The organism is Angustibacter aerolatus, assembly GCF_054776675.1.
The window spans coordinates 34,995-48,832 of the sequence record NZ_BAAHBM010000019.1 but is presented as its reverse complement, the minus strand read 5'-3'; the positions used below and the strand labels follow the sequence as shown (position 1 = coordinate 48,832).

The window sequence follows — 13,838 nt, the reverse complement described above, 5'->3', positions numbered from 1 at the left end:
GTGGGCGACGTCGACGGCGACGGGCGGCTCGACGTGGCCGTGGCCGCCCCCGGCGAGAAGACCGGGGCCGGTGCGGCGTCCGGCGCGGTGCGGCTGCTGCGCGGCACGGCGTCCGGCCTCACCGGCTCGAGCACGCTGTGGGGCAGCATCGTCGGCAACCGGGGCTCGTTCGGGCGGGCCGTGGCGCTCGCCGACACCGACCGCGACGGGCACGCCGACCTGGTCGCGGGCGGCCTCGGCGTGCCGGGCGGCGCGCTGACCGTGGCGCTCGGCCGCGCCGACGGGCTCACCGGCCCGCGCCGGCACATCACGCAGGACACCGCGCGGGTGCCCGGTGCCGACGAGCCGGGCGACGCGTTCGGCGCCGCCCTCGCGGCGGGCGACGTCGACGCGGACGGGTACGCCGACGTCGTGGTCGGTGCCCCCGGCGAGGACCAGGGGTCGACGGCCGACGCGGGCGCCGCGTTCGTGCTCTACGGCTCGGCCGGCGGCCCGGGTGCGACCCGCGTCGTCGCCCGTCGCCAGGGCGCCGACCGGGTGCCGGGCGCCCCGGGGGCGAAGGACGCCTTCGGCGCCGCGGTGGCCGTCAGCGACCTCGACGGCGACGGCTTCGGCGACGTGGTCGTCGGCTCCCCCGGCGAGGGCTCGGGGACCGGTGCGGTCGACGTGCTGCCCGGCTCGGAGTCAGGCCTCGACGCCGTCGCGGCCACGCACCGCACGGCGTCCTCGCTCGGCCTCGGCGGCGCGACGGGCGACCGCTTCGGCGCCGCCCTCGCCCCCTGACCCTTTGCGCGCGTCAGCCCGGTTTGCGCACGTCAGCCCGCTCGCACGGGCCTCAGCAGCGGGCTGAGCCGCGCAGAGCGGGCTGACGCGCGGAAAGGGGGTGGGGGTTCGGGGTGCGGGTGGGGCTAGCGGCCGAAGCCGACGCCGCCGCCGCGCCGGGACCGCAGGCGCTCGCCCTTGGCGGTGGCCTGGGCGTTGAGGTCGGCCTGGAACGCGGTCATCCGCTGCTGCAGCTCGGGGTCGGACGCCGCGAGCACCCGGACGGCGAGCAGGCCGGCGTTGCGCGCGCCGCCCACCGACACGGTGGCCACCGGCACGCCCGCGGGCATCTGGACGATCGAGAGCAGCGAGTCCATGCCGTCGAGGTGGCGCAGCGGCACGGGCACGCCGATCACCGGCAGCGGCGTGACGGCGGCGAGCATGCCGGGCAGGTGCGCCGCCCCGCCCGCGCCGGCGATCAGCACCCGCAGCCCGCGCCCGGCGGCCTGCTCGCCGTACGCGAGCATCTCGCGCGGCATCCGGTGCGCGCTCACGACGTCGACCTCGTGCTCGACGTCGAACTCGGCGAGCGCCTTCGCGGCCTCCTCCATGACGGGCCAGTCGGAGTCCGACCCCATCACCACGCCGACGAGCGCGCTCATTCGGTCACCACTCCCTGGATGAAGTCGGCTGCGTGGCGGGCGCGCGCGCGCAGGTCGTCGAGGTCGTCGCCGCTCACGGTGACGTGGCCGATCTTGCGGCCGGGTCGCACGGTCTTGCCGTAGAGGTGCACCTTCAGCGCCGGGTCGTGCGCGAGCAGGTGCGGGTACGTCGAGTAGAGGTCGGGGTAGTCGCCGCCGAGCACGTTCGCCATGACGGTCCAGCGGGCGCGGGGGCGGGTGTCGCCGAGCGGCAGGTCGAGCACCGCGCGCAGGTGCTGCTCGAACTGGCTGGTGACCGAGCCCTCGATGGTCCAGTGCCCGCTGTTGTGCGGCCGCATCGCCAGCTCGTTCACCACGAACGACCCGCCGGGCAGCTCGAACAGCTCGACCGCCATGACGCCGGTGACGCCCAGCTCGCCGGCCACCCGCAGGGCCGCCTCGGTCGCGGACGCCGCGAGCCCCTCGTCGAGGTCGGGCGCGGGCGCGATCACCTCGGTGCAGATGCCGTCGGTCTGCACGGTCTCGACCACCGGCCAGGCGGCGGCCTGCCCCATCGGGCTGCGCGCCACCAGCACCGCGAGCTCGCGGGTGAACGGCACGGCCTCCTCCGCGAGCAGCACCTCGCCGCGCGCCAGCCAGTCGGACGCCGCGTCGAGGTCGCGCACCACGAGGACGCCCTTGCCGTCGTACCCGCCGCGCGGCGTCTTCAGCACCACCGGCCAGCCGACCTCGGCGGCGAACGCCTCGAGCCCGGCGGCGTCGCGCACCGTCGTCCAGCGCGGGCACGGCACGCCCATGGCGGTCAGCCGCTCGCGCATCACGACCTTGTCCTGGGCGTGCACCAGCGCCGCGCTGCCCGGCCGGACGGCGAACCCCTCGGCCTCCAGCGCCTGCAGGTGCTCGGTCGGCACGTGCTCGTGGTCGAACGTCACGACGTCGCAGTCGGCCGCCAGGCGGCGCAGCGCGTCGAGGTCGGTGTGCTCGCCGACCGGCGCCTGCGGCACGACGAGCGCGGCGCTGGCGTCGGGCGCCTCGCTGAGCACCCGCAGCCCGAGGTCGAGCGCGACCGCCGGCGGGGCCAGCATCCGGGCGAGCTGCCCGGCGCCCACGACGCCGACCAGCGGGAAGCCGCCCGGCGGGCGCGTCGGGGGCGGCACGGGCGGGGCGGCGTCCTGGCTCACGCGGCAAGGCTAGGGCGCGCGCCACGGTGTCCGCGCGCCACCCGCCCGCAGGCCGCACCCAGGAACGCCAAGTACCGTGCTCGGCAGACGGCGAACCGCGGCGGCCCGGCCGGCGTGACCCACCCGACGGCCCCGATCCACCGCGTCCGAGCAGGAGACCACGTGACCCACAGCCCCGCCGCGCTGGTGCGACGGCTGCGCGGCGCCCTCGACCTGGTCGTGCGCGAGATGGTGAAGTTCGGCGCGGTCGGCGCCATCGCGTTCGTGGTCGACCTCGGCACGTTCAACCTGCTGCGGTTCGGCCTCGGCGACGGCGGCCCGCTCGAGCACAAGCCGCTGACCGCCAAGGTGATCTCGGCGACCCTGGCCACGCTGGTCGCCTGGCTGGGCAACCGGCTCTGGACGTTCCGGCACCGCCGCCGCGCCTCCGCCGGCCACGAGCTCCTGCTGTTCGTCGGCTTCAACGTCGCCGGCATGGCGATCGCCCTCGGGTGCCTGGCGTTCAGCCACTACGTGCTCGACCTGCGCTCGGCCCGGGCCGACAACCTCAGCGCCAACGGCGTCGGCCTCGTGCTCGGCACGCTGTTCCGGTTCTGGGCCTATCGCACCTTCGTGTTCTCGAAGGAGCTGCAGGGCGACCCCGACCTCGACCCGGCCGTGCGGCACCCGCACGACGTGCACGGGCCGGCCGACGAGGTCCGGACGCCGGTCACGGGATCGCCCGCTGCTCCTCCGCGTTGAGGAACAGCGCGAACACCGGCGGCGTCGCCCGCAGCAGCTCGAGCCGCCCGCCGTCCGCCTCGGCGAGGTCGCGGGCCAGCGACAGGCCCAGCCCGGTCGAGCCGCTGCTGCTGACGCTGCGCTCGAACACCCGCGCCCCGATCTCGCGGGGCACGCCCGGGCCCTCGTCGGTCACCTCGACCACCACGCTGCGGCCGGTGCGCCGGGCGGTGACGGTCGCCGCACCCTGACCGTGCTGCAGCGAGTTCTCGACCAGCGTCGCCAGCACCTGCGACAGCGCGGACGGCGTGGCCAGCACCCGCACCGGCTCGGACGGCGCCACGACCAGCCGCCGCCGGCGCTCACGGAACGCCGGCGCCCACTCGTCCTGCATCTGCGCCAGCACCGTGCGCAGGTCGACGGGCACGTTGCTCGACCGGTGGCTGCGGCGGGCGCGGGCGAGCAGCGAGTCGACGACCGAGGTCAGCCGCTCGACCTGGTGCAGCGCGATGCGGGCCTCCTCGCGCACCTGGTCGCGGTCGTCGCTGGTGCCGATCTCCTCCAGCCGCATCGACAGCGCGGTGAGCGGGGTGCGCAGCTGGTGGCTGGCGTCGGACGCGAACTCGCGCTCGGCCGCGAGCGCCGCGGCGAGCGACTCGGCGCTGCGCTGGAGGCCGGCCGCCACCCGGTCGAGCTCGACGACGCCAGAGCGCACCGGCATCAGCCGGGCCTCGCCGCGCCCGACCCGCTCGGCGTTCTCGGCGAGCGTGGCCAGCGGGGCGGTCAGCCGCCGCGCCTGCAGCACCGCAGCCCAGGCCGCGGCCCCGAAGGCGACGAGCGACGCCAGCAGCACGAAGGCGGCCAGCCGGGCGATGCGGGCGTCGACCACCCGCCGGGGCTGCTCGACGAGCACCGAGACGCCGTCCTGGGTGGTCGACCGGGCGACCACCCGGCCCTCGGGCGGCGTGCCCACCTCCAGCACCTGCGCGCCCCGACGCGCCACGACGTGCAGCTCGGGACGCTCGCCGCCGCGCCGGCTGGCCTGGGTCACCCGGTCGCGCAGGGCGGCCGGGGGCTGGCCGGGGGCGACGAGCAGCACCGCGGCGACGGCGTCCGCGCGGCGGCTCAGGTCGTCGCGCGCGGCCCGGTCGACGAGGAAGGCGCCGAGGCCGAGCGACGGCAGACCGACGAGCAGGACGGCGACGGCGGCCGCCACCAGCGACGACCGCAGCAGCCTGGCGCGCACCAGCGACCCGACCGGGCTAGTTGTCGCGCTCGAACCGGAAGCCGACGCCGCGCACCGTCGCGATGAACCGCGGGGAGTTCGCGTCGTCGCCGAGCTTGCGGCGCAGCCACGACACGTGCATGTCGAGCGTCTTGGTCGGGCCGTACCACTCGGCGTCCCACACCTCGCGCATGATCTCCTCGCGCGGCACGACGCGGCCGGCCTCGCGCACCAGCAGCCGCAGCAGGTCGAACTCCTTCGCCGTCAGCTGCAGCTCGCGGTCGTCGAGGAACGCCTGCCGGGCCTCGGCGTCGATGCGCACCCTCGCGGTGGGGCCGGTCTCGTGGCCGCCGCGACGCAGCAGCGCGCGGGCCCGGGCCAGCAGCTCGGCCAGCCGGAACGGCTTCGTCACGTAGTCGTCGGCGCCCGCGTCGAGGCCCACCACGGTGTCGACCTCGTCCGCGCGCGCGGTCAGCACCAGCACCGGCACGGTGTGCCCCTGGGCGCGCAGCTCGCGGCACACCTCGAGGCCGTCCATGCCGGGCAGCCCGAGGTCGAGCACCACCAGGTCGACGCCCTCGACGGCGCCCTCCAGCGCGGTGGGGCCGTCGCCGCGCACGTCGACGTCGTACCCCTCGCGGCGCAGCGCCCGGGCGAGCGGCTCGGCGATCGCGCTGTCGTCCTCGGCCAGCAGCACGCGGGTCATGCCGTCACTGTAGGGGTCACGCAGCGCTCGCACCGCGCACTCGTTGCGACGACACGGGTTCGGGTCGGCCGGTCAGCCGGGCCACTGCGGCGTGCGGCGCTCGGCGAACGCCCGCACCCCCTCGGCCCGGTCGGGCGAGAACGCGGTGGCGCGCCACGCGGCGTCCTCGACCTCGAGCCCGGTGGCGAGGTCGACGTCGAGCCCGAGCCGCATCGCCCGCTTGGCCTGGCGCAGCCCGACCGGCGAGTGCGCGGCGATCGTGGCGGCCAGCCCGAGCGCGGTGTCGCGCGCGGCGCCCGCCTCGACGACGCGGTCGAGGACGCCGAGCGCCAGGCCCTCCTCGGCGGTCAACCGGCGAGCGGTGAACACCAGGTCGGCGGCGCGCGACCACCCCACCCGACGGGTCAGCAGCTGGGTGCCGCCGCCGCCCGGGATCACGCCGACGCTCACCTCCGGCAGCCCCACCACGGCGGTCGCGTCGGCCACCACGAGGTCGCACGACAGCGCGATCTCGAAGCCGCCGCCGAGCGCGAAGCCGTGCACGGCGGCGACGGCGGGCACCGGCAGGTCGAGCACCCCGCGGTACGCCGCCCGGGTCACCAGCCGCTGCGCCACCAGGTCGGCGTCGCTGAACCCGTTGCGCTCCTTCAGGTCGGCGCCCACGCAGAACGCCCGCTCGGCGCTGCTCGACACCACGACGGCACGCACGGTCGGGTCGGCCGCGAGCGCCGTCGTCGCGTCGCGCAGCTGCCGGGCCAGCTCGGTCGACACCGCGTTCATCGCCTGCGGCCGGTCGAGCACCAGCTCGGCCACGTGCTCGCCGTGCCGCTCCACCCGGACGTACGGTGCGTCGCTCATGCGCGCACCGTAACGGCCGCCGGGCCTAGGACGTCGCGGACGCGGTGCCGGGTCTCTCGTCGCCGGGTCCGTCGTCGCGGCGGCGCAGCAGCCACGGCACCACGTGGCCGATGCCGCGCAGCGAGCGCCCGCGCAGCTGCCGCACCTCGACGTCCGGCCGGTCGGCCAGCGAGTGCACCGTCGCGACGTCGACCAGCACCGAGTTCGGCCGGGCGACGGCGGTCAACCGACTGGCCCGGTTGACCGTGGTGCCGAACACGTCGCCGAGCCGCGCCACCACCGGCCCGGTCGCCATGCCGACCCGCACGTCGGGCATCAGCTCGTCGGCCGCGAGCGCCTCCACGATGCCCAGCGCGATCTCGGCCGCGCTCGACCCGGGCCGCGACACGAACAGCACCTCGTCGCCGACCGTCTTCACCACCCGGCCGCCGTGCGCCGTCACCACGTCGGACGTCAGCGCCTCGAACCGCTGCACCAGCACCGACAGCTGCCGCTCGGTCAGCCGCCGCACGGTGCGGGTGAACGACACCAGGTCGGCGAAGCCCACCGAGCGCAGCGTCACCACCTGCTCGTGCGCGGCCGGCTCGTCGGCGCCGGACGCCGCGCCCGCCCAGTCCGCCCGCGGCTCCGGAGCCGCGTCCGCCGCGATGCGCGCCAGCGCCGACGCGACCTGCCGCCGCCACGCGTACACGACGAGCGGCTCCAGCTCGTCGCTGATCTGCGCGAACAGCGCCGCCGTGCCCCGGGCGGTCTCGACGTCCGGCGCCGCGAACTCGGGCTCGTCGTCGGCCGCCCCCGGCGCCTGCTGCGCCCCCACGAACTCGGCGAGCAGCTGCACCTGCCACGTCGCCAGCCGGTCGACCGACCGCCCCACCGCGCGCGTCATGCCGAGCGCCGTCACCTCGTCGAGCAGCCCCTCGCGCACCAGCCCGGTGATGCCGTGCAGCGCCCGCACGTCGGCCTCGCTGAACGCCGCCACCTCGTCGTCGACGACCGGGAACCCCATCGCCCGCCAGAACCTGCGCGCCGACAGCAGCGAGACGCCCGCCGCCCGACTGACCTCCCGCCGCCGCAGCGTCCGCGGCCCCAGCAGCGCCGCGTCGTCCACGGCGTCCACCGCCTCGACCTGCTCGACGGCGTCGGCCGGGCGCACGTCGTCGTCCGCGCTCACCGGCGCCACCACCGCCGCGCCGGCTGCGGCACCTCGGCCTCGTCGTCCCACCGGTCGTCCCACCCGTCGTCCCACGCGTCGGGGTCCGAGCGGTGCGGCCCGTCGGCGAGGTCGGCCAGCTCGACGACCCGCTGCTGCACCAGCTCGACCTGCGGCACGTCGCGCAGCACCAGCTGCCCCCGCTCACCCGCCGACTCCACCGTCAGCGTGCCGCACCCCAGCACCCGCTCGACCAGCGTGTGCTCGAACGAGATGTCGTTCAGCCGGCTCAGCGGCAGGTCCCGACCGCTGCGCGACAGCACCCCCCGCCGCGTGATGAACCGCCGATCCGTCACCACGTAGTGCGTCGTCCCCCACCGCAGCAGCGGCACCAGCGTCGTCCGCACCAGCAGCGCCACCGCGAGGACGGCGACCAACCCCCGCAGCACCACCTGCCCGTCCCCCGCAGGCACCACCGCCGCCGCGAACGACCCGACCGGCACGATCACCAGCAGCGCCACCACCGGCAGCACGAGCACCCGCCAGTGCGGGTGGAGCTCGAGCGCGACCTCCTCGCCGTCGGCGAGCAGCTTGCGGGGGTACGGCATCGCGCGATCATCGCGCACCCCGTGTGCTCGGTGCCGGACGCTCCCCGGACGATCCTCCGGGCGCCTCTCGCAAGCTCGTCTGACGGCGCCCTCCGGACCATCCGACTCGCGCCCTCCTTCCGTACGCCGGGTGCGCGTACGACCCCTCTCCCCGTCCCCCCGGTCCGCTCGTCGACGGTCGGGTGCTCTCGGGTGGGTGGAAAGGGGCAGCCGCGGCGGGTGCGCGTCGTGCAGCCGGCGCCGACGAGGCTCCCGGCGCGCCTACGAGAGGAGGGCCGAGTCGCGGAGGCCGGAGAGGCGCCGTCACACGAGCTTGCGAGAGGCGCCCGGAGGGCTGCGCGGGGAGGCCCGGCCCCCGTACGCAAGCCAACAGGGAGACCTCAGGAAGGACGGACGTGCACGACGTCACCCGCGGCGAGCGGCACCGGAGCACCACCGAGGGCGGGGGCGACGACGAGGCGGCCGTCGTCGTCGACCTCTTGGGCGACTCCTTCCAGGCGGTCGCCGCCGGGCAGGTCGACGGCGACGTCGAGGCCGAGGGTGGCGCAGCGCTCGCGGTAGGCGGCGGCGAGGCCGGAGGCGCGGGGGTCGCCGGCGGCGTCGTCCCAGCGCTCGTAGCGGGTGGCGAGGTCGCGCAGCAGGGCGCGCAGGAGCGGGTCTCGGTCGGTCGAGCTGGCGCCGGCGCCGGCGAGGGAGACGGCGGTGTCGACGGGCAGCTCGTCGGCGCGCTGGCTGACGTTGAGGCCGATGCCGACGACGACGCCGCTGGTGCCGCCGGGCAGGGGGACGACCTCGGCGAGCAGGCCGGCGACCTTGCCGGACGGCGAGCGCGGGCCCTCGCGGGGGACGAGCACGTCGTTGGGCCACTTCAGGCGGGCGTCGAGGCCGGCGACGCGCACGAGGGTGTCGGTGACGGCGACGCCGGCGAGCAGCGGGAGCCACGACCAGCGGGCGGGCGGCGCGGTGGGGGCGAGCAGCACCGAGACGGCGATGGAGGCGCGGGGCGGGGTCTGCCAGCTGCGGTCGCGGCGTCCGCGGCCGGCGGGCTGGTGGTCGGTGGTGAGCACGGCGCCGGCGACGGCGAGGCCCTCGCCCGCGCGGCGGCGCAGCTCGACGTTGGTGGAGCCGACCTCGGGCAGCACGTCGACCGACGTCCAGGTGCGGTCGTCGAGCAGGGCGCGCCGCAGGGCCCGCTCGTCGAGCGGCGGGCGGGACAGGTCGGCGTACCGGGAGGACACGTCGGCAGCGTACGGAGGGTCGTCTAGAGTGCGGGCCGTGCTCGACGACGCCACGCCCGAAGTGCCGGACATCCACACCACCGCCGGCAAGCTCGCCGACCTGCACCGGCGCAACGACGAGGCGGTGCACGCGGGCTCGGCGCGGATGGTCGAGAAGCAGCACGCCAAGGGCAAGAAGACGGCGCGCGAGCGGGTCGAGGCGCTGCTCGACGAGGGCAGCTTCGTCGAGATGGACGAGCTGGCGCGGCACCGGTCGACGAACTTCGACCAGCAGTCCCGGCGTCCGTACGGCGACGGCGTGGTCACCGGGTACGGCACGGTCGACGGGCGGCCGGTCGCGGTGTTCAGCCAGGACGTGACCGTGTTCGGCGGCAGCCTCGGCGAGGTGTACGGCGAGAAGATCGTCAAGGTGCTGACGCTGGCCGAGAAGCTGGGCTGCCCGGTGGTCGGCATCAACGAGGGCGGCGGCGCGCGCATCCAGGAGGGCGTGGTCTCGCTCGGCCTGTACGGCGAGATCTTCCGCATGAACACGCGGCTCTCCGGCGTCGTCCCGCAGATCTCGCTGATCATGGGCGCCGCTGCCGGGGGGCACGTCTACTCCCCCGCGCTGACCGACTTCGTCGTGATGGTCGACGGCACGTCGCAGATGTTCATCACGGGGCCCGACGTCATCAAGACGGTCACCGGCGAGGACGTCACGATGGAGGACCTCGGCGGCGCCCGCACGCACAACAGCAGGAGCGGCAACGCCCACTACATGGGCACCGACGAGGACGACGCGATCGAGTACGTCAAGCAGCTGCTGTCGTACCTGCCGAGCAACAACCTCGACGAGCTGCCCGCCTTCGACGTCGAGGCCGTGCTCGAGGTGACGGCGGACGACGAGGAGCTCGACACCTTCGTGCCCGACAGCGCGAACCAGCCGTACGACATGCACACCGTCGTGACGCACGTGCTCGACGACGGCGAGTTCCTCGAGGTGCAGCCGCTGTTCGCGCCGAACATCCTCGTGGGCTTCGGCCGCGTCGAGGGTCGGCCGGTCGGGGTGGTGGCGAACCAGCCGCTGCACTTCGCCGGCACGCTCGACATCGACGCCTCCGAGAAGGCCGCGCGCTTCGTGCGCACCTGCGACGCGTTCAACGTGCCGGTGCTGACATTCGTCGACGTGCCCGGCTTCCTGCCCGGCACCCAGCAGGAGTGGGACGGCATCATCCGCCGCGGCGCGAAGCTGATCTACGCGTACGCCGAGGCGACGGTGCCGCTGATCACCGTGATCACCCGCAAGGCGTACGGCGGCGCGTACGACGTCATGGGCTCCAAGCACCTCGGCGCCGACGTCAACCTGGCCTGGCCCACCGCGCAGATCGCCGTCATGGGTGCGCAGGGCGCGGCGAACATCGTGTACCGCAAGGAGCTGAAGAAGGTTGCCGAGCGCGGCGGCGACGTCGACGCCCGCCGCCGCGAGCTCGTCGCCGAGTACGAGGACACGCTGGCCAACCCCTACATCGCGGCCGAGCGCGGCTACGTCGACTCCGTCATCCCGCCGTCGTACACCCGCTCGTACGTCACGAAGTCGTTGCGGTTGCTGCGCAACAAGCGCGAGACGCTGCCGCCGAAGAAGCACGGGAACATCCCGCTGTGAGCGAGCAGCCCGACGCGACACCCCCCGCGCTGCGGGTGGTGCGCGGCACGCCGTCGCCGGAGGAGCTCGTCGCCGTCGTGGCGGTGCTCGCCGCCCGCGGCGGCGCCCCCGAGCCCGCCCGCGCGCCGCGGCCGCAGTGGTCCGACCCGAGCCGCACCCTGCGCGGCGGGGTCGCGCCGTCGCGCGTCGGCTGGCGGGCCCGGCACCTCCCCTGACCGCTGACCGGGTCTAGGGTGCGCCCGTGACCGCAACCCCTGCTGCGCGTGCCCGGACGGCGGTCGACGAGCTCGCCGACGCCCACCTCGACGCCGAGGTGGCGCTCGACCCGATCGCCGCGACGGCGATGGGCGTGCCGGGTGACGAGACCGAGCTGACCGACTACTCCCCCGCGGGGCACGCGGCGCGCAGCGAGCTGCGGCGGCGCACGCTGGCGGCGCTCGACGCGGCCGAGCCGGCGGACGACGTCGACCGGGTGACCGTGGCCGCGATGCGCGAGCGGCTCGGGCTGGCCGAGGAGCTGTACGCGTTGGGCACCGACGACCGCGACCTGAACGTGCTGGCCAGCCCGCTGCAGGAGCTGCGCTCGGTGTACGACCTGATGCGCAAGGACACCGCCGACGACTGGGCCACGGTGCGCACCCGGCTCGGCCGCACGCCGGAGGCGATGGAGCAGTACGTCACCTCGCTGCGCGCGGGCATCGCGCGCGGCGACACCCCGGCGCGCCTGCAGGTCGAGCGGTGCCTGCAGCAGGCCGAGCGGTACGGGTCGCCCCAGGGGTTCTTCGCGGAGCTGGCCCGCGACGCCCGAGCCGACGACGCGCCGCTGCCCGATGCGCTCGCGACCGAGCTGACCGCGGCGGCCGGGGTGGCCGGGCAGTCGTTCCTCGACCTGGCCGAGTTCCTGCGCACCGAGCTGCTGCCGTCCGCCCGCCCCGCCGACGCCTGCGGCCGCGAGGAGTACGCGCTGCGGTCGCGGTACTTCCTCGGCGCTCGCGTCGACCTCGACGAGACCTACGCCTGGGGCGTCGAGGAGCTGGCCCGCATCGAGGCCGAGATGCAGGACGTCGCCGAGCGCATCCGGCCCGGCGCGAGCGTGCCGGAGGCGATCGCGGCGCTCGACGCCGACCCGGCCCGCCGGCTCGACGGCACCGACGCGCTGCAGGCCTGGATGCAACAGCTGAGCGACGCCGCGATCGAGGCGCTCGCCGGCACCCACTTCGACGTCCCCGAGCCGGTGCGCCGCCTCGAGTGCCGCATCGCCCCGACGCACGAGGGCGGCATCTACTACACCGGCCCGAGCGACGACTTCAGCCGCCCGGGCCGCATGTGGTGGTCGGTGCCGGACGACGTCACCTGGCACAGCACCTGGGCCGAGACGACGACCGTCTACCACGAGGGCGTGCCGGGCCATCACCTGCAGATCGCGCAGACCGTGTACCGCTCCGAGCTGCTGAACCGCTGGCGGCGCCTCGGCTGCTGGGTCAGCGGGCACGGCGAGGGCTGGGCGCTGTACGCGGAGCGGCTGATGGCCGACCTGGGCTTCCTCGACGACCCGGGCGACCGGATGGGCATGCTCGAGGGGCAGCGGCTGCGCGCCGCTCGCGTGGTGATCGACGTCGGCGTGCACTGCGGCCTGCCCGCCCCCGCCGAGGTGGGCGGCGGCACCTGGGACGCCGAGAAGGCGTGGGCGTTCGCGAACCAGCACGTCACGATGGCCGAGTCGATGCTGCGCTTCGAGGTCGACCGCTACCTCGGCTGGCCCGGCCAGGCGCCGTCGTACAAGCTCGGCGAGCGGCTGTGGCTGCAGCTGCGCGACCAGGTGCGCGAGCGCGAGGGCGCCGACTTCGACCTGGCCCGGTTCCACCGCCGCGCGCTCGACGTGGGGTCGGTCGGGCTCGACGTCCTGCAGCAGGCGCTGCTGCCCTGAAGCGTTTTGCCCGACGGACCGGACGATCCGGGACGAGCCCGGCGTTGACCACTGCGTGACCGTCGTCGAGACCGAGACCCCCGCCGCGACCCGCGTCTGGCGCCCCAAGCAGGTGCTGGTGACCCGGTCGGCCGCCGAGCGCCCGCACGGCCGGGAGATCGTGGCCCGCGCCGAGGCGGCCGGCGTGCCGCGCATCGAGCTGCTGCCCGGCGACCGGCTGCCGTCGCTGCGCGGTGCGACCGAGCGCGAGACGTACGCGAACGCCAAGTCGACGCTCGCGGTCGTGGTGGCGCCGCCGTCCAAGCTGCGGCTGCAGCCGATCCCCCCGAGCGCCGACTGGCGGTTCGACCTGGCCGAGGGCTGCCCCGCGCACTGCCAGTACTGCTACCTCGCCGGCTCGCTCGGCGGCCCGCCGGTCACCCGCGCCTACGCCAACCTCGACGAGGTGCTGGCCGGGCTCGACGCCGAGGTGGGCCGCGGGTCGGTCACCACCGGCTCGGCCGCCCGCGACCACGAGGGCACGACCTTCGAGGCGTCCTGCTACACCGACCCGCTCGGCATCGAGCGGCTCACCGGCTCGCTCTCGGCGGCGGTGCGGCACTTCGGCACGCACGACTGGGCCGGCCCGACGCAGCTGCGGTTCACCACCAAGTACGACGACGTCGCGCCGCTGCTCGACCTGCCGCACGGGGGCCGGACGCGGGTGCGCCTGTCGGTGAACGCCGCGCCGGTCAGCCGCCGGTTCGAGGGCGGCACCGCCTCGGTGCCGAACCGGCTCGCCGCCCTGCGGCGGCTGGCCCTCGCGGGGTACCCGGTCGGCCTGACGATCGCGCCGATCATGCCGGTCGACGACTGGCGCACCCACTACGGCGAGCTGCTCGCCGCGGCCGCCGACGCCGTCCGCGACGTGCCCGGCCTCGACCTGACCACCGAGCTGATCACCCACCGGTTCACGCCGCGCAGCAAGGAGGTGCTGCTCGGCTGGTACCCGCACACGCAGCTGGAGATGGACGAGGACGCCCGGCGGCAGAAGCGCGGCAAGTTCGGTGCCGCCAAGCACGTCTACCCCGCGCCGGTCATGGCCGAGCTGCGTGGCTGGTTCGAGCGCGAGCTCGCGGCCGTGCTGCCGCAGGCCCGGGTCCTGTACTGGACCTGACCG

Annotated in this window: 14 protein-coding genes; 6 read left to right on the top strand and 8 right to left on the bottom strand. The window is 75.8% G+C overall.

Annotated elements, in window-relative coordinates; all coding sequences use genetic code 11:
- A partial coding sequence (locus tag ACYVI6_RS07085) for an FG-GAP-like repeat-containing protein (RefSeq protein WP_460445695.1) occupies nucleotides 1-783 on the top strand: 783 nt, incomplete at its 5' end.
- Between the two features lie 125 nt (nucleotides 784-908).
- Here the strand turns inward: ACYVI6_RS07085 and purE are convergent.
- Both purE and ACYVI6_RS07075 read right to left on the bottom strand, forming a co-directional pair.
- Nucleotides 909-1,424 (bottom strand): 5-(carboxyamino)imidazole ribonucleotide mutase, encoded by a 516-nt coding sequence (purE, locus tag ACYVI6_RS07080; protein ID WP_460445694.1) that lies wholly within the window; start codon nucleotides 1,422-1,424, stop codon nucleotides 909-911.
- On the bottom strand, nucleotides 1,421-2,605 hold the full coding sequence (locus ACYVI6_RS07075; RefSeq protein ID WP_460445693.1) for a 5-(carboxyamino)imidazole ribonucleotide synthase: 1,185 nt from the start codon (nucleotides 2,603-2,605) through the stop codon (nucleotides 1,421-1,423). The genes purE and ACYVI6_RS07075 overlap by 4 nt, the downstream gene beginning before the upstream one ends.
- Nucleotides 2,606-2,767: 162 nt before the next feature.
- On the opposite strand from ACYVI6_RS07075, the gene ACYVI6_RS07070 reads away from it, so the two are divergent.
- The gene (locus ACYVI6_RS07070; protein ID WP_460445692.1) at nucleotides 2,768-3,346 is read left to right on the top strand and encodes a GtrA family protein; all 579 of its coding nucleotides are present in this window, start codon (nucleotides 2,768-2,770) and stop codon (nucleotides 3,344-3,346) included.
- On the opposite strand, the gene ACYVI6_RS07065 is transcribed toward ACYVI6_RS07070, so the two are convergent.
- The 6 genes from ACYVI6_RS07065 to ACYVI6_RS07040 all read right to left on the bottom strand — a co-directional run bounded on the left by ACYVI6_RS07065 (nucleotide 3,315) and on the right by ACYVI6_RS07040 (nucleotide 9,110).
- Complete coding sequence (locus tag ACYVI6_RS07065) at nucleotides 3,315-4,571, bottom strand: sensor histidine kinase (RefSeq protein ID WP_460445691.1); 1,257 nt, start codon at nucleotides 4,569-4,571, stop codon at nucleotides 3,315-3,317. The genes ACYVI6_RS07070 and ACYVI6_RS07065 overlap by 32 nt on opposite strands.
- Nucleotides 4,572-4,587: 16 nt before the next feature.
- Nucleotides 4,588-5,256, bottom strand: coding sequence for a response regulator transcription factor (locus tag ACYVI6_RS07060; RefSeq protein WP_460445690.1), 669 nt, complete (start codon nucleotides 5,254-5,256; stop codon nucleotides 4,588-4,590).
- Between the two features lie 72 nt (nucleotides 5,257-5,328).
- Nucleotides 5,329-6,114: an enoyl-CoA hydratase/isomerase family protein gene (locus tag ACYVI6_RS07055; protein WP_460445689.1), complete on the bottom strand. Its 786-nt coding sequence runs from the start codon at nucleotides 6,112-6,114 to the stop codon at nucleotides 5,329-5,331.
- A 25-nt stretch (nucleotides 6,115-6,139) separates the two neighbouring features.
- Nucleotides 6,140-7,285 carry an adenylate/guanylate cyclase domain-containing protein gene (locus tag ACYVI6_RS07050; RefSeq protein WP_460445688.1) on the bottom strand — a complete coding sequence of 382 codons (1,146 nt, stop codon included), beginning with the start codon at nucleotides 7,283-7,285 and terminating at the stop codon, nucleotides 6,140-6,142.
- On the bottom strand, nucleotides 7,282-7,872 hold the full coding sequence (locus ACYVI6_RS07045; RefSeq protein ID WP_460445687.1) for a PH domain-containing protein: 591 nt from the start codon (nucleotides 7,870-7,872) through the stop codon (nucleotides 7,282-7,284). Before ACYVI6_RS07045 ends, ACYVI6_RS07050 begins: the two co-directional genes overlap by 4 nt.
- 380 nt (nucleotides 7,873-8,252) lie before the next feature.
- Nucleotides 8,253-9,110: a biotin--[acetyl-CoA-carboxylase] ligase gene (locus tag ACYVI6_RS07040; RefSeq protein ID WP_460445686.1), complete on the bottom strand. Its 858-nt coding sequence runs from the start codon at nucleotides 9,108-9,110 to the stop codon at nucleotides 8,253-8,255.
- Between the two features lie 37 nt (nucleotides 9,111-9,147).
- Between ACYVI6_RS07040 and ACYVI6_RS07035 the strand changes: the two genes are divergently transcribed.
- The 4 genes from ACYVI6_RS07035 to ACYVI6_RS07020 are packed head-to-tail and all read left to right on the top strand — an operon-like array spanning nucleotide 9,148 to nucleotide 13,835.
- Nucleotides 9,148-10,752, top strand: coding sequence for an acyl-CoA carboxylase subunit beta (locus tag ACYVI6_RS07035; protein WP_460445685.1), 1,605 nt, complete (start codon nucleotides 9,148-9,150; stop codon nucleotides 10,750-10,752).
- On the top strand, nucleotides 10,749-10,967 hold the full coding sequence (locus tag ACYVI6_RS07030) for an acyl-CoA carboxylase epsilon subunit (RefSeq protein WP_460445684.1): 219 nt from the start codon (nucleotides 10,749-10,751) through the stop codon (nucleotides 10,965-10,967). Before ACYVI6_RS07035 ends, ACYVI6_RS07030 begins: the two co-directional genes overlap by 4 nt.
- A 26-nt stretch (nucleotides 10,968-10,993) precedes the next feature.
- The gene (locus tag ACYVI6_RS07025; protein WP_460445683.1) at nucleotides 10,994-12,679 is read left to right on the top strand and encodes a DUF885 domain-containing protein; all 1,686 of its coding nucleotides are present in this window, start codon (nucleotides 10,994-10,996) and stop codon (nucleotides 12,677-12,679) included.
- Between the two features lie 55 nt (nucleotides 12,680-12,734).
- Entirely contained in the window at nucleotides 12,735-13,835 is a 1,101-nt protein-coding gene (locus ACYVI6_RS07020; protein WP_460445682.1) for an SPL family radical SAM protein, read from the top strand.
- Nucleotides 13,836-13,838 lie beyond the last annotated feature (3 nt).